The organism is Rathayibacter rubneri (assembly GCF_023743255.1).
Lineage (GTDB): Bacteria > Actinomycetota > Actinomycetes > Actinomycetales > Microbacteriaceae > Rathayibacter > Rathayibacter rubneri.
Window position 1 is genome coordinate 18,284 of sequence record NZ_JAMRYM010000002.1, and the last position, 19,609, is coordinate 37,892.

Consider the following 19,609-nt stretch of genomic DNA (forward strand, 5'->3'; position numbering starts at 1 on the left):
CCGCGGACACTGCGAAAGCGCCGTGCCCGTGAGAGCGGCCGACCCGCGTTCCCTACACTTGTCGGCATGGAATGGCTGGTCCCGCTCATCGTCGTCGTGGCCCTCGTGGTGATCCTCGGGATCTACCTCTGGGCGACCTACAACTCCCTGGTCACCCTCAACGTCCGGGTCGACGAGGCGTGGAGCGACATCACCGTGCAGCTGAAGCGGCGCGCGGATCTGATCCCGAACGTCATCGACTCGGTGAAGGGCTACGCCGCCCATGAGCGCCAGGTGTTCGAGCAGGTCACGCGCGCCCGGGCCGAGACGCTGTCCGCACAGGGGCCGGCGGAGGCGTCCGTCGCCGAGGACCACATGCAGAAGGCGCTCAAGTCGATCTTCGCCGTGGCGGAGGCGTACCCGCAGCTGCAGGCGAGCCAGAACTTCCTCCAGCTCCAGGGCGAGCTCGTCGACTCCGAGGACAAGATCCAGTCGGCCCGCCGGTTCTACAACGGCGGAGTGCGCGAGATGAACACCAAGGTGAAGGTGTTCCCCAACACGCTCTTCTCGCGGCGGCTCGGCTTCTCGGAGCGGGACTTCTTCGAGGTGGACAACCTCGCCGCGATCTCGGAGCCGCCGCGCGTCCAGTTCTGAGGTGCCCGAGCGGACACCTGTCGTCGATCCCTGAGCGGGGGAGAGGCTGACCGTCGGCTCTAGTGCCCGGTGGGCGCGGCGAGCGGTCCGCCGCCGAGCGTCATCAGGTACTCGTCGAACACGGGCGCGGGATCGACCCCGGTGGCGACGGCGTCGACGAGCGCCCGGCGCACCAGGGCCATCACGACGGTGGCGAGGACGGCCGCCCGGGGCGTCTCCTCGGGCTCCAGCCCCATCCGCTCGGCGATCGACGGGGTGAGGGCCGCCTCGCCGTCGTGGAGGGACTGCGCCCAGACCGCGCGCATGGCGGAGGTTTCGGTGAGCAGCGGGATCAGCCGGAGCGTGCGGTCGAGCTGCGGCCCGGACGCGGCGGCGGCGAAGGCGGCGCCGAGGGCGCGGTGGAGCGGCTCGTCGGCGGGGCGCGCCAGGAGTTCGCGGCCCATCGCCGAGATGGCCGCGTAGAGCACGGGCCGCACGCAGTCCTCCTTGCCGCCCAGGTAGCGGTGGAAGGTGCGGAGCGAGATGCCGGCGGCGTGCGCGGGATCGATCGAGCTGACGCCCTTCACCGTGCCGCGCTCGAGGAGGAGCCCCACGCACTTCTCGGAGAGGGCGAGCGCGATCGATCCGGAGCGTTCGTCCACCATGCCGCTCACGCTAGGACATCCGCGTGGCCGGTGCGGAGCGCGGCGAGCAGCGCCGGCGCGAGCGTGCCCCGCTCGACGACCTCGACGCCCTCGAGCCCCTGCCAGGCCGCGGCCTCGACGAGGAGCACGGCGAGCCGCTCCGCCGTGTCGGCGGGAGCATCGGGCTCGAGCCAGGCGGCCTGCACGCGCAGCACCCTCCTCTGCCGGTCGCTCTTGAGGTCGACCCGGGCGGCGAGGACGTCGTCGAGCAGCACCGGGAGGACGTAGTACCCGTGAACGCGCTTCTCGGCGGGGGGGTAGATCTCGATCCGGTAGTGGAAGCCGAAGAGCAGCTCCGCTCTCGGGCGGTGCCAGACGACGGGATCGAAGGGGGAGAGCAGCGCGTCGGCGCGCAGCGTGCGCGGCCGTCGGGCGGCGGTGTGGCGCCAGAGGGCGATCGGACGGCCCGATCGCTCCCACCCGCGCACCTCCACCGGGACGAGCTCGCCGGAGTCGACGAGGTCGCGGACCGCGGCGAGCGCCGGCGCCTGCCGCAGGCGGTGGTAGTCGGCGAGGTCGCCGAGCGTGCCGATGCCGTGGGCGACGGCCGAGCGGCGCACGAGCTCGCGGACGGCGTCCTGCTCCGACACCTCGGTCTCGAGGACCTCGCGCGGCAGCATCCGCTCGGCGAGGGCGTACGAGCGCTCGAACCGGGTCCGGCCCGCGCTCACCACCTCGCCCCAGCGGAAGAGCACCTCGAGGCCGCGTTTGATGTCGGACCAGCCCCACCACGGGCCCGTGCGGGTGTTCGACTCGTGCTCGATCTCGGAGGCGCGCAGGGGCCCGTCGGCCAGAGCGGCCCTCAGCCAGTCGAGCGTGGACCTGTTCTCGGCGGCCCACCCCTCGTGCTCGGGGAGGGCGGTGCGGCGGTAGTGCTCCATCCGCCAGCGGTAGAGCGGGACGTCGGCCCGGCGGATCAGCGCCGCCTCGTGCGCCCAGTACTCGAGGTAGTGCCCCTTCGGCGTGAAGGCGACGGAGTCGAGCAGCGCCCGGTCGTACGGCCCCAGCCGCGCGAGCAGCGGCAGGTAGTGGCTCCGCTCGAAGACGTTGACCGAGTCGAGCTGCAGCGGTCGGATGCGGTCGACGGCCTGGACGATCTGCCGCGTGCCGACGCGCGGCGGCCGCGGCGCTCCGAAGCCCTGCGCGGCGAGGGCGATGCGGCGCGCGAGGGCGGGGGAGATCTGCTCGGTCATGGTCCGTCCACGCTAGCGAAGGCCTCCGACATCGTCGGCGCGGACGCCGCCCCCGTCGTTCTCCCCCGGTTCACCCGGCCGTCCCCGGGTCGTCGCCCTCCGCTCCTACGGTGCCCGAGGCGACCCCGCCGGGTGCGCCGACCCGACTCCTGGAGGACCCGTGAAGACCCAGCGCCGCTCGCGCATCGGCCTGGTGGCCGCAACGACCACCGCCCTCGCCCTGACCCTCTCCGCCTGCTCCGGAGACGCCACCGCCTCGTCGGAGGGCGCCGTCGACGCGTCGACCGCCACCTCTGCCGCCGATCTGGGTGGTCTCGACGCCCTGATCGAGGCGGCGAAGGCCGAGGGCGAGCTCAACGTCATCGCCCTGCCCGACAACTGGGCCAACTACGGCGAGCTCATCGCGGGCTTCGAGGAGGAGTACGGCATCACCGTGAACTCCGCCGACCCCGACGTCTCCTCGGCCGAGGAGATCAGCACCGCCGAGAACCTCGCCGGTCAGGACACCGCTCCCGACGTGTTCGACCTCGGCCCCGCCGTCGCCCTCGCGAACACCGACGTCTTCGCTCCCTACAAGGTCGAGACCTGGGAGGACATCCCGGAGGAGAACAAGGAGGCCACCGGCCTCTGGGTGAACGACTACACCGGGCTCATGTCGATCGGCTACGACCCGGAGGCCGTCCCCGAGCCCGAGTCGATCGAGGACCTCCTCGGCTCGGAGTACCGCGGCGCCGTCGCGATCAACGGCGACCCGACCCAGGCCGGAGCCGCCGCCGCCGCGGTCCAGCTCGCGGCGCTGCAGTCGGGCGGCTCGGCCGACGACATCCAGCCCGGCATCGACTTCTTCGAGAAGCTCAACGACGCCGGCAACTTCCTCCCGCTCGACCCCACCGAGGCCACCATCGCCTCGGGCGAGACCCCCGTGGTCTTCGACTGGAGCTACAACAACCTCGCGGCGGGCACCGCGAACGAGGGCACCCGCGAGTGGGAGACCACCGTCCTGCCGGACGCCGCCGTGGGCAGCTACTACAACCAGGCCGTGAACGCCGACGCCCCGCACCCGGCCGCCGCCCGCCTCTGGCAGGAGTACCTCTACTCCGACCCCGCTCAGAACCTCTACCTCGCGGCCGGCGCGTACCCCGTCCGCCTCGCGGCGATGGTCGAGGCGGGAACGGTCGACCAGGAGGCGCTCGACGCCGTCGGTGAGGCCCCGAGCGATCTGGTGCAGTTCACCGAGGAGCAGACGGCGGCCGCCTCCGCGCTGCTCGCCGAGAAGTGGCCGTCGGCGATCCAGTGACGACCGCCGCCGTCCGCGCCGTGCCCGGGACCCGCGCGTCCCGGGCACGGCGCGGCGTCCCCGAGATCCTGGGCGTCGCGCCGTTCGCGGTCTACGTCCTGCTGTTCCTCGCCGTGCCGACCGTGCTCGCGGTCGCCACCGGCTTCGTCGACGGGGAGGGGCGGCTCACCGCGGCCAACCTGCTCGCACTGGGCGATCCGGTCGTCCTCTCGGCCTTCGGGGCCTCGCTCGGCCTCTCCGCGTTCACCGCGATCGTCGGCGCCGTGCTCGGCGCGATCGTCTGCCTCGCCCTCGTGGGCTCGGACCCGCGCGGTCCCCTCCGCTCGGTGGTGGACGCGGCCGCCGGCGTGCTCGCCCAGTTCGGCGGCGTCATGCTTGCCTTCGCGTTCATCGCGACGATCGGCGTGCAGGGGCTCGTCACCACCCTCCTCGCCGGGATCGGCGTCGACCTCTACGCCGACGGTGTCTGGCTCTACCAGGTGGTCGGCCTCGTGCTCCCGTACCTCTACTTCCAGGTGCCGCTCATGGTCCTGACCTTCCTGCCCGCCCTCGAGGGGCTCCGGCCGGAGTGGGCGGAGGCGAGTGCGGTGCTCGGCGGCGGACGGGCGACGTACTGGTGGCGGGTCGCCGTGCCGGTGCTCGCCCCGTCCTTCCTCGGCTCGGTGCTGCTGCTCTTCGCGAACGCCTTCTCGTCGTTCGCCACGGCGGCCGCGCTGATCAGCCAGGGCGCGCAGATCGTGCCGCTGCAGATCCGCGCCGCCCTGGTCTCCGAGACCGTCCTGGGCCGCGAGAACGTCGCGGGGGCGCTGGCGCTCGGCATGCTCGTGGTCATGGTGGTGCTGATGACGGGCTACTCGCTGCTCCAGCGCCGTGCGCGGCGGTGGCAGCGGTGACCCGCCCTCTCGCCCGGCTGGTGCTGATCGTCACGGGCATCGTCTTCGCCGTGCCGCTGATCGCGATGGCCGAGTTCACGCTCCGCGGTGCGGGCGGCTACGACCTCTCCCACTGGGCGGCGATCGTCGATCCGGCCAACGAGCGCGGCTACCGCTCCCTGTTCCAGGGGATCGGCAACTCGCTGCTGCTGGCGGTCGTGACCGCACTGCTCGTGCTGGTGCTCCTGGTGCCCACGATGCTGCTCGTCGAGATCCGGATGCCGCGGCTGCGGCGCCCGCTCGAGCTCGTCTGCCTGCTCCCGCTGACCGTCCCGGCGATCGTGCTCGTCGTGGGGCTCGCCCCGGTCTACTCCGTCGTCACCCGCGTCGCCGGGTCCGCTCCGTGGACGCTCGCGCTCGCCTACGGGATCCTCGTGCTGCCGTACGCGTACCGTGCCGTCGCCGCCGACCTCTCGGGGCTCGACGTCGTCACCCTCTCGGAGGCGGCGCGCTCGCTCGGCGCCGGCTGGTGGGCCGTGCTGGTGCGGGTGCTGCTGCCGAATCTCCGGCGCGGGCTCGTGGCCGCCGCGCTCATCACCGTGGCGGTGGTCCTCGGCGAGTACACGGTCGCGTCCCTCCTGAGCCGCACCACGCTGCAGACCGGTCTCGTGCAGGTCTCGCGCTCGGACGCCTTCGTCGCCGTCATCTTCTCCCTCCTCTCCCTCCTCTTCGCGTTCGCGCTGCTGCTCGGGATCGGCCGTCTCGCACGGATCGGCCTCCCGCTCGGCGCGGCGCCCTCCTCGAAAGGCGCCGCATGAGCGTGCAGCCCCCGACCACTCCGGGCGCCCGGGTGTCGTTCGTCGACGTCGTCAAGCAGTACGGATCGGCGCGGGCGCTCGACGGCGTCTCGTTCGACGTCGCACCGGGGGAGTTCGTGGCCCTGCTCGGGCCCTCGGGCTGCGGGAAGACCACGGCCCTGCGCGCCCTGAGCGGTCTCGAGCGGATCGACTCGGGACGGATCCTCGTCGACGGCGAGGACGTCTCGGGCACGCCGGTCGCCCGCCGTGACATGGGCATGGTGTTCCAGTCGTACTCGCTCTTCCCGCACCTGCGCGCCCGCGAGAACGTCGAGTTCGGCCTGCGCACCCGCGGTGTCGGTGCCGAGGAGCGCCGTGCCCGGGCTCAGGACGCGCTCGACCTCGTCGGGCTCGGCGCCCTGGGCGACCGCTACGCGCACCAGCTCTCGGGCGGGCAGCAGCAGCGCGTGGCCCTGGCGCGAGCACTCGTCACCCGCCCCCGGGTGCTCCTGCTCGACGAGCCCCTCTCGGCGCTCGACGCCAAGGTCCGCGTGCAGCTGCGCGACGAGATCCGGCGCATCCAGACCGAGGTGGGCATCACCACGTTCTTCGTGACGCACGACCAGGAGGAGGCGCTCGCCGTCGCCGACCGGGTCGCCGTGATGAGCGCGGGCCGCGTCGAGCAGCTCGGCGCCCCGGAGGAGCTGTACACCCGGCCGCGCACCGCGTTCGTCGCGCACTTCGTCGGTCTCTCGAACGTTCTCCCCGGCACGGTGTCGGACGGAGCCGTCGACGTCCTCGGCGTCCGGCTGCCCCTCGTGGACGGAACGTCGCCCGAGGGTGCCGTCGAGGCGTTCCTCCGCCCCGAGGACATCGACGTGGTCGCGGCCGGCGCCGAGGGAGCCCTGGACGCGGTCGTCGTCTCGTCGAGCTTCCTCGGCCCGGTGCGGCGCTCGACGCTGCGCACCGACCAGGGGACCGAGCTCGTCGTGCAGCACGCGGCGAGCGGGAGACTCGAGCCCGGGCAGCGCGTCGGACTCGCGCTCTCGTCCCGCCCCGTGGCCGTGAAGGCCGCCTCCTGAGTCCTCGCAGTCGATACCGCCTCCGGAATGCACCGGGGCCTAGTCTGGGCAGATGAGACTCGGCAGGTCCCGCCGCTCCTCCGGCCCCCGCGTCGTCGACACCGCGGCGCCGCCGGTCCAGCGCGTGCCGGGGACGTCCCGTCCGGTTCCCGATTCGGCCTTCGTGAGCGACGGGATGCGCATCGCCGGCGCCTGGGCGTGGCGCGTCCTCGTGGTCGTCGCCGCCCTCGCGGTGCTGGCGCTCCTGATCATCGAGCTGCGGCTGATCGTCATCCCGCTGCTGGTCGCGATCGTCATCGCCGCACTGCTCGTGCCCTTCTCGGGCTTCCTCCAGCGGCACCGGTGGCCCAAGTGGCTCGCGATCACGATCGCCGAGCTCGGCATCATCGTGATCATCGGCGGGCTGCTCTTCCTGGTGGTCACGCAGGTGTACCAGGGCTTCGACGACCTCAGCCGCCAGACGGTCGAGTCCTACGACGACCTGAAGGCGTGGCTGCTCGAGTCGCCGCTGCACCTGACCGAGGGCGAGATCAACCAGTACGCGCAGCAGGCGCTCACCGCTCTGCAGCAGGACTCCGGGATGCTCGTCAGCGGGGCCCTCAGCGTCGGATCGACGATCGGCCACGTGCTCACCGGCGTGCTGCTGACCCTCTTCTCGACCCTCTTCATCCTCATCGACGGCCCGAACATCTGGCGCTGGGTCGTGCGGCTCTTCCCGCACCGCGCGCGCCCCGCCGTCGACGGCGCGGGCCGCGCCGGCTGGGTCACGCTCACCAACTTCGTGAAGGTGCAGATCTTCGTCGCCTTCATCGACGCCGTCGGCATCGGCGTCGGCGCCGCCCTCCTCGGTGTGCCGCTGGCCATCCCGATCGGCGTCCTCGTGTTCCTGGGCTCCTTCGTGCCCGTGATCGGCGCGGTGGCGACCGGGGCGCTCGCGGTCTTCATCGCCCTCGTCTACAACGGCCCGCTCATCGCCCTGATCCTGCTGATCGTCGTCCTCGGCGTGCAGCAGCTGGAGGGGCACATCCTCCAGCCGCTCGTGATGGGATCGGCGATCAAGATCCACCCCCTGGCGGTCGTCCTCGCGGTCGCCGGCGGCTCCATCGTCGCGGGCATCGCCGGCGCCTTCTTCGCGGTCCCCTTCGTCGCGACCCTCAACGTCATGGTCAACTACGTCGCGAGCGGTGCCTGGCGCTCGCCCACCCGAACCCCCGAGAAAGTTGCCGCAGAGCATGCAGACTAGCCGCGTCGTCGGACCGTCCCTCCTCGAGTTCGAGGAGGCCCGCAGCGTGATCGCCCCCGTGATCGCGAACACCCCCATGGAGACGAGCACGTTCCTCGCCCAGGTGCTGGGCTCGCCCGTGTTCCTCAAGTGCGAGAACCTGCAGCGCACGGGCTCCTACAAGATCCGCGGAGCGGTGTTCCGGATGTCGCGCCTCTCGCCCGAGGAGCGCGCGCGCGGCGTCGTCGCGGCCTCGGCCGGCAATCACGCGCAGGGCGTCGCCTACGCCGCCCGCGAGCTCGGCATCGACGCGACGATCTTCATGCCCATCGGAGTCGCCCTGCCCAAGCTGGCCGCGACCCGCGACTACGGCGCCGACGTCGTCCTGAGCGGGCACATCTTCAACGAGGCCCTCGCGGCGGCGATCGAATTCGCGGAGCGCACCGGAGCGGTCTTCATCCCGCCGTTCGATCACCCCGACGTCGTCACGGGGCAGGGGACCATCGGCCTCGAGATCCTCGAGCAGGCTCCGGGCGTCGAGACGATCGTCGTGCCGATCGGAGGAGGCGGGCTGATCGCGGGCGTCGCGTCGGCCGCCAAGCAGAAGGCGGCCCGCGAGGGGCGCACCCTGCGCGTCATCGGGGTGCAGGCGGCGAACGCGGCCCCGTACCCGCTGTCCCTCGCGAGCGGCGAGCCGACGCTCATCACGATCACCCCGACGATCGCGGACGGCATCGCCGTGGCGATGCCCGGCACCCTCAACTTCGAGATCATCCGGGACGTCGTCGACGAGGTCGTCACGGTCGAGGACGACGACATCGCCCGCGCCCTGCTCGTCCTGCTCGAGCGCGCGAAGCTCGTCGTCGAGCCCGCCGGCGCGGTCGGCATCGCCGCGATCCTCACCGGGAAGATCCGCGACGCGGGACCGACCGCCGTGATCCTGTCCGGCGGCAACATCGACCCGCTCATGATGGAGCGCGTGATCAGCCGCGGACTCGCCGCGTCGGAGCGCTACCTCAAGATGAGCATCGGGCTGCCGGACCGCCCGGGCCAGCTCGCGCGCATCTCCGAGCTGATCTCGGAGGCGAACGCCAACGTGGTCGAGGTGCTGCACACCCGGCACGGCCGGGGGCTGCAGATCAGCGAGGTCGAGCTCGAGATCAGCGTCGAGACCCGCGGGCCCGAGCACGCCGAGCGCGTCCTCCAGGTCCTCCGCGACGCCGGCTACGAGCCCCGGGTCTCGCAGAACTGACCTGCTGCGCCAACGGAAGACGCCACCCGCCGGGCCCCTCCAGGCCCCCACAGGTGGCGTCTCGGTCGGCGGATCGTTCTCCGGTCGTCCGTCCGCAAGGCGGAGGAAGGAGTCGTACCGTCAGGTACGGCGACCGACGACAACGCCGTGGACGGGCGACCGGAGGACGATCAGTGGCCGTTCCAGGTCTCGACGTTGACGATGCGGACCGTGATGGTCCGGCCGTTCGGAGCCTCGAAGCTGGTCGAGTCGTCGAGCTTGAGGCCCATGATCGCCGATCCGAGCGGGCTCTGGGGGCTGTAGACGTCGAGGTCGCTCTCGCCCGCCATCTCGCGGTTGCCGAGCAGGAAGCGCGACTCGTCGCCCGCGATCTCGGCGGTGATGATCGTGCCGGCCTCGACCACTCCGTGGCTCTCGGGCGGCGTGCCGATCTCGGCCTCGCGCAGCAGCGAGGTCAGCTGCCGGATGCGCGCCTCGATCTTGCCCTGCTCGTCCTTCGCGGCGTGGTAGCCGCCGTTCTCCTTGAGGTCGCCCTCCTCGCGAGCGACCTCGATCCGCTTCGCGATCTCCTCGCGTCCGGCGGTGGACAGCTCGTTCAGCTCCGCCTGGAGGCGGTCGTACGACTCCTGGGTCATCCAGGTGACCTGAGGCTGGTCGGCCATGGTGGGCTCCTCACGTGACTGCCGCGTGCAGCGCGGGCGAGCGGCGGGCCGAGGAGCTCGCACCCCGTCGTCCGTGTCGCCCGGCGCCCGTCGGCGGCGGGAAAAAGACAAGGCCCCGACGAGTCCGTCAGGGCACCCGGCAACCCTACGGGAGCCAGCAGGACGAGATCAAACCTGTGTTCGCGAGCTCTGTGGTGCGCACGGTCTCGGTGAAGGAGCGGAAGCGGTCGTCGGAGGCGGGGTACTCGACGACGAGCCAGCCCACCACGGCGGACTGCTCGTTGAGCGCCTGGACGGCGCACGCGACCTCCGTGCCGACCGGCGCGGTGAGGTCGAAGGAGACGGTCACGGTGCGGTCGTCGACGACCTGGTGCGCCGTGTCCTGGACGTCGACGCCGTCGCGACCGCTGTCCAGGCCCGCCCAGACCACCCAGGCGGCGAAAACGGCGACGAAGGCGAGAGCGACGGCCCCGAACAGCCAGCGGCTGCCGCGGCGGGTGCGGGGCGTGCGTCCGTAGCGCGAGGCGAGGGGACCGGCGTCGCGGAACCCGTCCGGCTCGAGCGCGGTGCCGTCGGCGCCCTCCGCGATCTCGTCGCTCCGCTCGGAGCTGTCGGACGTGCGGGCGACCACGGAACTCCCTGGATGTTGCGTCTACTCTTGACGGACGACGCGTGCTCGTGGAGCCAGCGCGTCGACCCCATTAAACCCCGAGGAATCGAGCGATCGTGTCCCAGGCCGCCGAGGTCTCCGTCGATTCGGAGGTGCGGGAGGTCCCGCGCCTCCTCGCCGTGCACGCCCACCCCGACGACGAGTCGAGCAAGGGTGCCGCGACCCTCGCGGCCTACGCCGACCGGGGCGCCGAGGTGATGGTCGTCTCCTGCACCGGGGGCGAGGCCGGCTCCGTCCTCAACGAGGCGCTCGCCGCCCGCGCGCACGCCGAGCGCGACATGGGCGGCCTGCGCCGCCTCGAGATGGCCGAGGCGCAGCGGATCCTCGGCGTCCAGCACACCTGGCTCGGCTTCGTCGACTCCGGCATGGAGGAGGACGGCTCCGTGCCGCCGTCGAGCTTCGCGGCGCTCCCGCTCGAGACGGCGTCGGCCCCGCTCGTGCGCCTCGTCCGCCGCTTCAAGCCGCACGTGATCATCAGCTACGACGAGAACGGAGGCTACCCGCACCCGGACCACATCCGGGCGCACCAGGTCGCGATGGAGGCGTTCCGCGCCGCCGGAGAGCCCGACGAGTACCCGGGGCTCGGCGAGCCGTGGCCGGTCGCGAAGCTCTACTACGACCGCGTCTTCAGCGGTCAGAAGCTGCGGGCGATCGCCGAGCACCTGCGCTCCCTCGACCCCGAGGACCCGCGCCTGGCGACCTTCGAGGAGATGAAGCGCTGGACCGACGACGCGCCCTACCTCGCGACGACCCAGGTGCTGATCTCGGGCTTCCACGACCGGAGGGACGCCGCACTGCGCGCGCACGCCAGTCAGGTCGCCCCCGACAACGCGTTCTTCTTCCTCCCGCACGAGGCGATCGACGCCGCGTGGCCCACCGACGACTTCCAGCTCGTGCAGTCGCGCGTGGACGCGCCGACCCCCGAGACCGATCTCTTCGCCGGAGTCGACGTGGCCTACCCGCTCGCTGAGCAGAAGGAGGGATCCGCATGATCCCCGCCGCCGTCTCCGCCGTTGCCGATGCGGCCGGTCTCGCGTTGGCCCGCGTCGCCGCCGCGACCCCGTCGCCGGCTCCGGACTTCAACGAGGACACGGTGACACCCGGTCTCTTCGGCTTCATCACGATGCTCGTGATCGCCGTGGCCGCCGTGCTGCTCGCCCTCGACATGGTGCGCCGCGTGCGCCGGACCACCTACCGCGAGCAGGTGGCGGAGCGGCTCGACGCCGAGGAACGCGACCGCGATGCCGCGGCGGCCGCAGAGCGACCCGAGGGCCCCTCCTCCGACCGCTGACGGGTACTCAGCCTCCGTTGTAGGCGGGGTCGATCGAGATCAGCAGCGCGGCGGTCCAGTGGCAGAGGAACGCCACCGCGGTGAGAGCGTGGAAGATCTCGTGGAAGCCGAAGACCCCGGGAACGGGGTTGGGCCGCTTGATCCCGTAGACGACGGCTCCGACCGTGTAGCAGAGTCCGCCGACGATGACGAGGACCATCATCGTCGCGCTCGCTTCGAGCAGCGGTCCGAGGTACATCACGGCCGCCCAGCCCAGGAGGAGGTAGAGCGGCACGTAGAGCCAGCGCGGCGCCGAGATCCAGAACACCCGGAAGCCGATGCCCAGGAGCGCGCCCGACCAGACGAGCACGAGCAGCAGCGTGCCCTGCTCGGGCGGCAGGGCGAGCACGGCGAGCGGCGTGTAGGTGCCCGCGATCAGCAGGAAGATGTTGGCGTGGTCGATCCGCTTCAGGATCATCTTCGTCCTCGGCCGCCAGTCGAAGCGGTGGTACAGCGCCGAGTTCCCGAAGAGCAGCAGCGACGAGGTCGCGAAGACCACCGCGGCCCACTTCGCGGCGGCGCCGTCGGCCACGGAGACGAGGACGACGCCCGCGACGATCGCGAGCGGGAACAGTCCCGCGTGGATCCAGCCGCGCCAGGTGGGCCTCGACTCCGGGACCGCGCCGTTCTCGATCTCGTCGTCGACGAGCGGGAGGTTCGGGAGGTCCGGCCCCGAGGCGTCGTCCCGCGCGACCGCGTCGTCCCCTGCGGTCGGGGACCGGCGGGCCGGATCGGAGGCGGGGGGCATCGGCCGGTGGCTCATGCGGCCCAGGATACGGCTCGCTCCGGTGACCCCGCCTAGCGCCGCTCGGGACGCGGTGACCCTTCGGCGCCCCGGGCATCGACTACCGTAGCGATGTGCCGAAGCCGAGACTGCCTGTGGGGAGGGACCTCCTCTACGGCGTCTACAAGAAGCGCCTGCGGTCGAGCCTCGTCCCCGGGACGCTGCCGAACCACGTCGCGATGATCATCGACGGCAACCGCCGGTGGGCGCGGCAGCGGGCGCTCGAGACCGCCGCGCACGGGCACCGCGCGGGAGCCGCGAAGGTGCACGAGTTCCTGCAGTGGTGCGACGAGCTCGGCATCCGGCACGTCACCCTCTACCTGCTCTCTCAGGACAACCTCGTCGGCCGCGAGAGCTCCGAGCTCACCGAGCTGATCGCGATCATCGCCGATCTCGCCGAGGAGGTCTCGCAGCAGCCCGACTGGCGGGTGCAGCACGTCGGCTCCGACGACGGATTGCCGGAGTCGCTGATCACCGCGCTCGACACGGCCGAGGAGCGGACGGCGCGGCACACCGGGCTGCACGTGAACCTCGCGGTCGGCTACGGCGGGCGCCACGAGATCGCCCAGGCCGTGCGCAGCATCCTCGACGAGCACGGCAAGCGCGGCTCCTCCATCGAGGACGTCGCCGAGCTGCTCACTCCCGAGCTGATCGGCGAGCACCTCTACACGAGCGGCCAGCCCGACCCGGACCTCGTGATCCGGACCTCGGGAGAGCAGCGTCTCTCGGACTTCATGCTCTGGCAGAGCGCGCACAGCGAGTTCTACTTCATGGAGGCGCTCGGCCCCGACATCCGCGAGGTCGACTTCCTCCGCGCTCTGCGCGACTACGCGGGGCGGCACCGCCGCTTCGGCAGCTGAGCACCGCTGCACCACCCATCGGAAGGGCCGGCATGAGCACGACGAGCACCCTGGGGATCGACGACTTCCTCGCCACCTTCTCGGAGCAGACGGGCTATCTCGACTTCGCCCGCATCGGTCCCGTCTCGGCGACCGCCGTCGCCGAGCAGGACGCCGCGACCCGGCTCCTGCAGGCCGGGCGCTCGCTCGACGAGCTGCAGAAGCAGGACGCGCGCGTCCGCTCCGCCGTGTCGGCCCTGGTCGATCTGCCGGCCGATCAGATCGTCTTCCAGCCGAACACCTCGACGGGCCTCCTGCACACGATGTTCGGCGCCACCGGAGGCGTGCTGCTGTCAGCGGGGGAGTTCCCGAGCCTGCCCTTCGCCGCGGTGCGCGCCCAGCAGGCGCTGGGCGCCGTGACGCCGGTGTGGCTGCCGGGCGGACCGGGGCGAGTCACGCCAGACGGGGTGCGCGAGCATCTCACCCCGGACGTGACCGCGGTCGCGGTCAGCCTCGTCGACTCCCGCACGGGTCACCTCGCCGATCTCGAGGGCCTGCGCGACGTCATCGGCGATCGGCTCCTGATCGTCGACGCCATCCAGGGCTTCGGGATCGTCGACGCGCCCTGGGCCGCGGCCGACGTGATCGTGTCCGGCGGGCAGAAGTGGGTGCGGGCGGGCTGGGGCACGGGCTTCCTCGCGCTGAGCGAGCGCGCTCTGGAACGGCTCTCGCCGGTGCTCTCGGGGTGGACCGGGGCGGACGCCGTCGAGCCGTGGGACGAGGTGGCACCGCCCCGCTCCGGCGCGGGCGCGTTCAGCGTGACCAACCCCGACCCGATCGCTCAGGCGCGCTTCGCCGGCGCGCTCGAGGACATCGCCTCGGTGGGCGTGACCGCGATCGCCGCGCGGATCGCCGAGCGGGTCAGCGCGATCGTCGACCTCGCCGACGAGTTCGGGCTCGCTCTCGTCAGCTCCCGCGACGAGAGGGAGCGCGCCGGCATCGTCGTGGTCGAGCCGGCCGCGGAGGAGCTCGCACCCCTGAGCGCGTCCCTCGCCGTGCACGGAGTGACGGCGCGCCTGCGCCCCGGCACCGTGCGCTTCAGCGCCCACTCCAGCACCAGCGACGACACGCTCGCGGCTCTGCGGGCCGCCCTCGTCTCGGCGGGCACGGGCGCCGCGTTCTGAGCCACCCGCGCGTTCACACACTGGTTACACATTCGTAGCGGTGGGAAGCACATGGATGTCATTCGCGGGGTTATGTTCGAGACATCAGGTGAAGCGCCTGGTCGAGACGGCCACAGAAGTACGGCTCGATATCGCGCAGACCAGTGAAGGGAACTGCGCGGTGCGGGAACGCACCGATGGCCGGCTCGCACAGTGAGCCGGGGGTGTCGAAGCCCCCGGGGTGTGGAGAGTCGTCGTGACAGTTCCCCAGGGTATGGACCAGCAGGCCGGAGCGCAGGGCGGCATCCACCGCCGAGCGCAGCACGGGTCCGCCGGCTCCTCCGATCAGCTCCTGCGCACGTACGTGCTCGACACGTCGGTGCTGCTGTCGGACCCGATGGCCATGTTCCGGTTCGCGGAGCACGCGGTCGTCCTGCCGATCGTCGTGATCGGCGAGCTCGAGGGCAAGCGCCACGATCCCGAGATCGGCTACTTCGCCCGCCAGGCGCTGCGGCACCTCGACGAGCTGCGCGTCAAGCACGAGCGCCTCGACTTCCCGATCGCCGTCGGCAACGGGGGGACGCTGCGGGTCGAGCTCAACCACTCGAACATGTCGGTCCTTCCCAGCGGGCTGCAGCTGGGCGACAACGACGCCCGCATCCTCGCCGTCGCGATGAACCTGGCGAACGAGGGCTCGGCCGTCACCGTCGTCTCGAAGGACATGCCGATGCGGGTGAAGGCCGCGTCGATCGGCCTCGCCGCCGAGGAGTACCTCGCCGAGCTCGCCCCGGAGTCGGGCTGGACCGGGATGGACGACATCACGCTCGAGGGCGGCGCGATGAGCGAGTTCTACGACCGGGAGCGCCTCTTCACCGACGCGGTCGAGGGCATTCCCATCAACACGGGACTGGTCGTCCACTCGGACCGGGGCTCCGCACTCGCCCGGGTGACCGGGAAGCGGCAGATCACGCTGGTGCGCGGGGACCGCGACGTCTTCGGGCTGCACGGCCGCTCGGCGGAGCAGCGGCTCGCGATCGACCTGCTCCTCGACCAGGAGGTGGGGATCGTCTCGCTCGGCGGCCGCGCCGGAACCGGCAAATCGGCGCTCGCGCTCTGCGCGGGGCTGGAAGCGGTGCTGGAGAAGCGCCAGCACAAGAAGATCATGGTCTTCCGTCCGCTGTACGCGGTCGGCGGCCAGGACCTCGGCTTCCTGCCCGGCGACGCGGCCGAGAAGATGAACCCGTGGGCGCAGGCGGTCTTCGACACGCTCGGCGCGCTGGTCTCGCAGAACGTGCTCGACGAGGTGATCGAGCGCGGGATGCTCGAGGTGCTGCCGCTCACGCACATCCGCGGTCGGTCCCTGCACGACGCGTTCGTGATCGTGGACGAGGCGCAGTCGCTCGAGCGGAACGTGCTGCTGACGGTCCTCTCGCGCGTCGGGCAGAACTCGCGGGTCGTGCTGACCCACGATGTCGCGCAGCGCGACAACCTGCGGGTCGGCCGGCACGACGGAGTCGCGTCGGTGATCGAGACGCTGAAGGGGCACCCGCTGTTCGCGCACGTCACGCTCACCCGCTCCGAGCGCTCGGCGATCGCGGCGCTGGTGACCGAGATGCTGGAGTCGAACGAGCTGGCGTAGGAGCCGATCCGCCGCTCCGGCACCCGCGTCCGGCGCGCAGGATCCTCGGATACCTGCGCGCCGGACGCGGTTCTGCGAGCCCGAGGACGACCCGGGACGGGGAGTCCGGTCCGACGGCGTAGCGTGGGCCGGGTGAGCATCCTCGATGACGCGCTCCTCGAGCGCTTCCGCCTCCGTGCCGCCGACTACGACGAGCGCAACGCGTTCTTCGCCGAGGACCTCGAGGAGCTCCGCGCGATCGGCTACCTGGCGCTGCTCGTGCCGGAGGAGCTCGGTGGACGCGGCGTCGGCCTCGAGCAGGCGGCGGCCGAGCAGACCCGGCTCGCGACGGCCGCTCCGGCGACGGCGCTCGCCGTGAACATGCACCTCGTCTGGACCGGGGTGGCGAAGGCCCTCCGCGATCGCGGCGACGACTCCCTCGAGCACGTGCTCGCGGACGCCGCCGCGGGGCACGTCTTCGCCTTCGGCAACAGCGAGCCGGGGAACGACCTCGTCCTCTTCGACTCCCTCGTCCGGGCCGATCGGCAACCCGACGGCGGGTACCGCTTCACGGGCACCAAGATCTTCACCTCCCTCTCGCCGGCCTGGACGCGCCTCGGGATCTTCGGCAGGGACGACAGCGGAGCCGAGCCCCGGCTCGTGCACGGCTTCATCGACCGGGACGCTCCGTCGGACCCCGTCGCCGGCCTGAGCGTGCGCGACGACTGGGACACGCTCGGCATGCGGGCCACCCAGAGCCGCACGACCGTGCTGGACGGGGTGCGCATCCCGGCCTCGCGGATGGTCCGCTCGCTGCCCGTCGGGCCGAACGCGGATCCGCTGGTCTTCGCGATCTTCTCGGCCTTCGAGCTGCTGATCGCCTCCGTCTACCTCGGCGTCGCCCAGCGCGCGCTGACCTTGGCCGTCGAGGCGGCGCACCGCCGCACGTCGCTCAAGGCGGGAGGCCGCAGCCTCGCACACGACCCGGACATCCGCCGGCGCGTCGCCGACGCGGCGATCCTGCTCGACGGCCTGGAGGCTCCGCTGCGCTCGGCCGCGGCCGACGTCGACGCCCTGGTCGACCGCGGTGCCGCGTGGTTCCCCTCGCTCGTCGGTGTGAAGATCCGCACGACGGAGGCGGCGCTGCGCATCGTGGAGAGTGCGGTGCGGGTCGCAGGCGGCTCGGCCTACTCGCGGAGCTCGGAGCTGTCGCGCCTCTACCGCGACGTGCTCGCGGGGCTGTTCCACCCGTCCGGCGACGAGTCCGCCCACTCGACCTTCGCGAACGCCTGGCTCGGTCCGGTGCCCGCGCCGGAGTGACATCCGCACCTGTGGAGAGTGCCGACGGGATCGGTCCGCGGACGGCTACGGTCTGCGGATGCTGTCGGCGCCCCTTCCCCTGCGCGATCTCGTCGCGACAGCCCTCGGAGCGACTGCGCTGATCGCGGTCGCGGTGCCCTCGCCGCTGCCTGCGGGGTCGCTCGTCGTCGCGGTACTCGTCGCGGCGGTCTCTGTCCCGCTCGTCCTCGGTGATGTCCGAGAGCACCGCCTGCCGAACGCGCTGACCCTGCCGCTGCTCGCGGCCGGTGCCGCCTCGGTGGTCGGGGACGTGCTGTCGGGCCGCGGGGATCGGTCGGCACTCGCCGCACTGACGGCGTCCGTCGTGCTCGGGGCCCTGCACCTCGCGGGCGGTCTGGGCATGGGCGACGTGAAGCTCGGTTCAGCGCTCGCGTTGCCCCTCTCCACCCTCTCCCCGGAGGCCGCGCTGACGGGTCTGCTGCTCCCGTTCCTTTTGGCAGGCACCTGGACCCTGCCGCTCCTGCTCCGAGGCGACTCCTCCCGGATCCCTTTCGGCCCCTTCCAGCTCACCGCCTTCTGGCTCGTCCTCGCCCTCCACTGACACCCCGGACAAGTGCACTGACAGCGGACGACCAGCCGCCCCCCTCGAGGCGAACGGGTGAAACGCGTGCCAGCGTTTCGCCCTAGCCGCACGGAGGACGCTCTGCGGGGCGCCCCCACCTTGAGAAGCCGACCGCGGTTCGTCCTGCGCATCGCGCAGGACGAACCAGAGAACTCAGCCGGGGTGGGTCATGCTCATCACGTCGAGAGCACGGTCGAGCTGCTCCTCCGTGACCTCGCCGCGCTCGACGAAGCCGAGGTCGACGACCGACTCGCGGACCGTGATCCCCTTGGCGACGGAGTTCTTCGCGACCTTGGCGGCGGCCTCGTAGCCGATCACCTTGTTCAGCGGAGTGACGATCGACGGCGAGGACTCGGCCAGGGCACGAGCGCGCTCGAGGTTGGCCTCGAGCCCCTCGACGGTCTTGTCCGCGAGAAGGACGGACGACGTGGAGAGCAGGCGGATCGACTCCAGGAGCGCCGTGCCCATGACGGGGATGGCGACGTTGAGCTCGAAGGCCCCCGAGGCGCCCGCCCACGCGATGGTGGCGTCGTTGCCAATGACGCGGGCGCAGACCATGAGGACCGCCTCGGGGATCACCGGGTTCACCTTGCCGGGCATGATCGAGGAGCCGGGCTGGAGATCGGGGATGTGCAGCTCGCCGAGACCGGTGTTGGGTCCGGAGCCCATCCAGCGCAGGTCGTTGTTGATCTTGGTGAGGCTCACGGCCAGCACGCGGAGCGCGCCGGACGCCTCGACCAGCGAGTCGCGGGCGCCCTGGGCCTCGAAGTGGTTGCGGGCCTCGGTGACGGGCAGGCCGGTCTCCTCCGCGAGGCGCGCGATGACCTTCTGCGGGAATCCGGCCGGCGTGTTGATCCCTGTGCCGACGGCGGTGCCGCCGAGCGGGACCTCCGCGACGCGGGGGAGCGCCGACTGCACCCGCTCGATGCCGAGGCGGATCTGCGCGGCGTAGCCGCCGAACTCCTGGCCGAGGGTGACGGGAGTCGCGTCCATCAGGTGCGTGCGTCCGGACTTGACCGCCTCGCTCCAGAGCTCGGCCTTGGCCTCGAGCGCCTCGGCGAGGTGCTCGAGCGAGGGGATGAGGCTCTCGATCAGCGCACCGGTGACGGCGACGTGCACCGAGGTGGGGAAGACGTCGTTCGAGGACTGCGAGGCGTTCACGTGGTCGTTCGGGTGGACCTGCCGGCCGAGCGCCGTCGTCGCGAGGCTGCTCAGCACCTCGTTCATGTTCATGTTCGAGGAGGTGCCCGAGCCGGTCTGGTAGACGTCGATCGGGAAGTGCTCGTCGTAGCCGCCGGCCACGATCAGGTCGGCCGCCTCGGCGATCGCCCGTGCGATGTCGGCGTCGAGCACGCCCAGCTCGGCGTTGGCGAGAGCCGCCGCCTTCTTGATCCGCGCGAGCGCCTTGATCTGGGCGGACTCGAGTCCGGCCCCCGAGATCGGGAAGTTCTCGACGGCGCGCTGGGTCTGCGCGGCGTAGAGGGCGTCGCGCGGGACGCGCACCTCGCCCATCGTGTCGTGCTCGATGCGGAAGTCGCCGGAGTCGGTCGGGAGGTGATCCACCACGCTGTGTTCGTCCTTGTCTGATCGT

Annotated in this window: 20 protein-coding genes; 14 read left to right on the top strand and 6 right to left on the bottom strand. The window is 71.9% G+C overall.

Features of this window, described 5'->3' with window-relative positions; all coding sequences use genetic code 11:
• Positions 1–66: 66 nt before the first annotated feature.
• Positions 67–633, top strand: coding sequence for a LemA family protein (locus NB037_RS01005; RefSeq protein WP_251942804.1), 567 nt, complete (start codon positions 67–69; stop codon positions 631–633).
• Between the two features lie 59 nt (positions 634–692).
• Here the strand turns inward: NB037_RS01005 and NB037_RS01010 are convergent, their stop codons facing one another.
• Together NB037_RS01010 and NB037_RS01015 are read right to left on the bottom strand one after the other, a co-directional pair.
• Positions 693–1,277, bottom strand: coding sequence for a TetR/AcrR family transcriptional regulator (locus NB037_RS01010; RefSeq protein WP_251942807.1), 585 nt, complete (start codon positions 1,275–1,277; stop codon positions 693–695).
• A 5-nt stretch (positions 1,278–1,282) separates the two neighbouring features.
• A complete protein-coding gene (locus NB037_RS01015) occupies positions 1,283–2,509 on the bottom strand; it encodes a winged helix-turn-helix domain-containing protein (RefSeq protein WP_251942809.1) in 1,227 nt (408 codons plus the stop codon).
• Positions 2,510–2,669: 160 nt separating this feature from the next.
• Between NB037_RS01015 and NB037_RS01020 the strand changes: the two genes are divergently transcribed.
• From NB037_RS01020 to ilvA, 6 genes are read left to right on the top strand one after another with little or no spacing between them, the layout of a single operon-like run.
• Positions 2,670–3,806 carry an ABC transporter substrate-binding protein gene (locus tag NB037_RS01020; RefSeq protein WP_251942811.1) on the top strand — a complete coding sequence of 379 codons (1,137 nt, stop codon included), beginning with the start codon at positions 2,670–2,672 and terminating at the stop codon, positions 3,804–3,806.
• The gene (locus NB037_RS01025) at positions 3,803–4,699 is read left to right on the top strand and encodes an ABC transporter permease (protein WP_372490664.1); all 897 of its coding nucleotides are present in this window, start codon (positions 3,803–3,805) and stop codon (positions 4,697–4,699) included. The genes NB037_RS01020 and NB037_RS01025 overlap by 4 nt, the downstream gene beginning before the upstream one ends.
• The gene (locus NB037_RS01030) at positions 4,696–5,496 is read left to right on the top strand and encodes an ABC transporter permease (RefSeq protein ID WP_251942813.1); all 801 of its coding nucleotides are present in this window, start codon (positions 4,696–4,698) and stop codon (positions 5,494–5,496) included. The genes NB037_RS01025 and NB037_RS01030 overlap by 4 nt, the downstream gene beginning before the upstream one ends.
• Complete coding sequence (locus NB037_RS01035) at positions 5,493–6,557, top strand: ABC transporter ATP-binding protein (RefSeq protein ID WP_251942816.1); 1,065 nt, start codon at positions 5,493–5,495, stop codon at positions 6,555–6,557. Before NB037_RS01030 ends, NB037_RS01035 begins: the two co-directional genes overlap by 4 nt.
• A gap of 52 nt (positions 6,558–6,609) precedes the next feature.
• Positions 6,610–7,800 carry an AI-2E family transporter gene (locus NB037_RS01040; RefSeq protein ID WP_251942818.1) on the top strand — a complete coding sequence of 397 codons (1,191 nt, stop codon included), beginning with the start codon at positions 6,610–6,612 and terminating at the stop codon, positions 7,798–7,800.
• The gene (gene ilvA / locus NB037_RS01045) at positions 7,790–9,031 is read left to right on the top strand and encodes a threonine ammonia-lyase (RefSeq protein ID WP_207404861.1); all 1,242 of its coding nucleotides are present in this window, start codon (positions 7,790–7,792) and stop codon (positions 9,029–9,031) included. Before NB037_RS01040 ends, ilvA begins: the two co-directional genes overlap by 11 nt.
• Before the next feature lie 170 nt (positions 9,032–9,201).
• On the opposite strand, the gene greA is transcribed toward ilvA, so the two are convergent.
• Positions 9,202–9,693 (bottom strand): transcription elongation factor GreA, encoded by a 492-nt coding sequence (greA, locus tag NB037_RS01050; protein WP_207404859.1) that lies wholly within the window; start codon positions 9,691–9,693, stop codon positions 9,202–9,204.
• A 145-nt stretch (positions 9,694–9,838) separates the two neighbouring features.
• Positions 9,839–10,324: a DUF4307 domain-containing protein gene (locus tag NB037_RS01055; protein WP_251942820.1), complete on the bottom strand. Its 486-nt coding sequence runs from the start codon at positions 10,322–10,324 to the stop codon at positions 9,839–9,841.
• 95 nt (positions 10,325–10,419) lie between these two features.
• Between NB037_RS01055 and mca the strand changes: the two genes are divergently transcribed.
• Both mca and NB037_RS01065 read left to right on the top strand, forming a co-directional pair.
• The gene (gene mca / locus NB037_RS01060; protein WP_251942822.1) at positions 10,420–11,355 is read left to right on the top strand and encodes a mycothiol conjugate amidase Mca; all 936 of its coding nucleotides are present in this window, start codon (positions 10,420–10,422) and stop codon (positions 11,353–11,355) included.
• Positions 11,352–11,654 carry a hypothetical protein gene (locus NB037_RS01065; RefSeq protein WP_251942824.1) on the top strand — a complete coding sequence of 101 codons (303 nt, stop codon included), beginning with the start codon at positions 11,352–11,354 and terminating at the stop codon, positions 11,652–11,654. Before mca ends, NB037_RS01065 begins: the two co-directional genes overlap by 4 nt.
• Positions 11,655–11,661: 7 nt before the next feature.
• On the opposite strand, the gene trhA is transcribed toward NB037_RS01065, so the two are convergent.
• A complete protein-coding gene (trhA, locus tag NB037_RS01070) occupies positions 11,662–12,456 on the bottom strand; it encodes a PAQR family membrane homeostasis protein TrhA (RefSeq protein ID WP_251942826.1) in 795 nt (264 codons plus the stop codon).
• A gap of 95 nt (positions 12,457–12,551) precedes the next feature.
• Between trhA and NB037_RS01075 the strand changes: the two genes are divergently transcribed.
• The 5 genes from NB037_RS01075 to NB037_RS01095 all read left to right on the top strand — a co-directional run bounded on the left by NB037_RS01075 (position 12,552) and on the right by NB037_RS01095 (position 17,997).
• On the top strand, positions 12,552–13,337 hold the full coding sequence (locus NB037_RS01075; protein WP_207404853.1) for an isoprenyl transferase: 786 nt from the start codon (positions 12,552–12,554) through the stop codon (positions 13,335–13,337).
• A gap of 32 nt (positions 13,338–13,369) precedes the next feature.
• Positions 13,370–14,500: an aminotransferase class V-fold PLP-dependent enzyme gene (locus NB037_RS01080; protein ID WP_251942828.1), complete on the top strand. Its 1,131-nt coding sequence runs from the start codon at positions 13,370–13,372 to the stop codon at positions 14,498–14,500.
• A 253-nt stretch (positions 14,501–14,753) separates the two neighbouring features.
• Positions 14,754–16,118 (top strand): RNA 5'-3' helicase PhoH2, encoded by a 1,365-nt coding sequence (gene phoH2 / locus NB037_RS01085; protein WP_251943047.1) that lies wholly within the window; start codon positions 14,754–14,756, stop codon positions 16,116–16,118.
• Positions 16,119–16,241: 123 nt separating this feature from the next.
• On the top strand, positions 16,242–17,417 hold the full coding sequence (locus tag NB037_RS01090; RefSeq protein WP_251942830.1) for an acyl-CoA dehydrogenase family protein: 1,176 nt from the start codon (positions 16,242–16,244) through the stop codon (positions 17,415–17,417).
• Positions 17,418–17,475: 58 nt separating this feature from the next.
• Positions 17,476–17,997 (top strand): prepilin peptidase, encoded by a 522-nt coding sequence (locus NB037_RS01095; RefSeq protein ID WP_251942833.1) that lies wholly within the window; start codon positions 17,476–17,478, stop codon positions 17,995–17,997.
• Between the two features lie 174 nt (positions 17,998–18,171).
• Here NB037_RS01095 and NB037_RS01100 read toward each other — a convergent pair whose 3' ends face one another.
• Positions 18,172–19,584 (bottom strand): class II fumarate hydratase, encoded by a 1,413-nt coding sequence (locus NB037_RS01100; RefSeq protein WP_308202029.1) that lies wholly within the window; start codon positions 19,582–19,584, stop codon positions 18,172–18,174.
• Positions 19,585–19,609 lie beyond the last annotated feature (25 nt).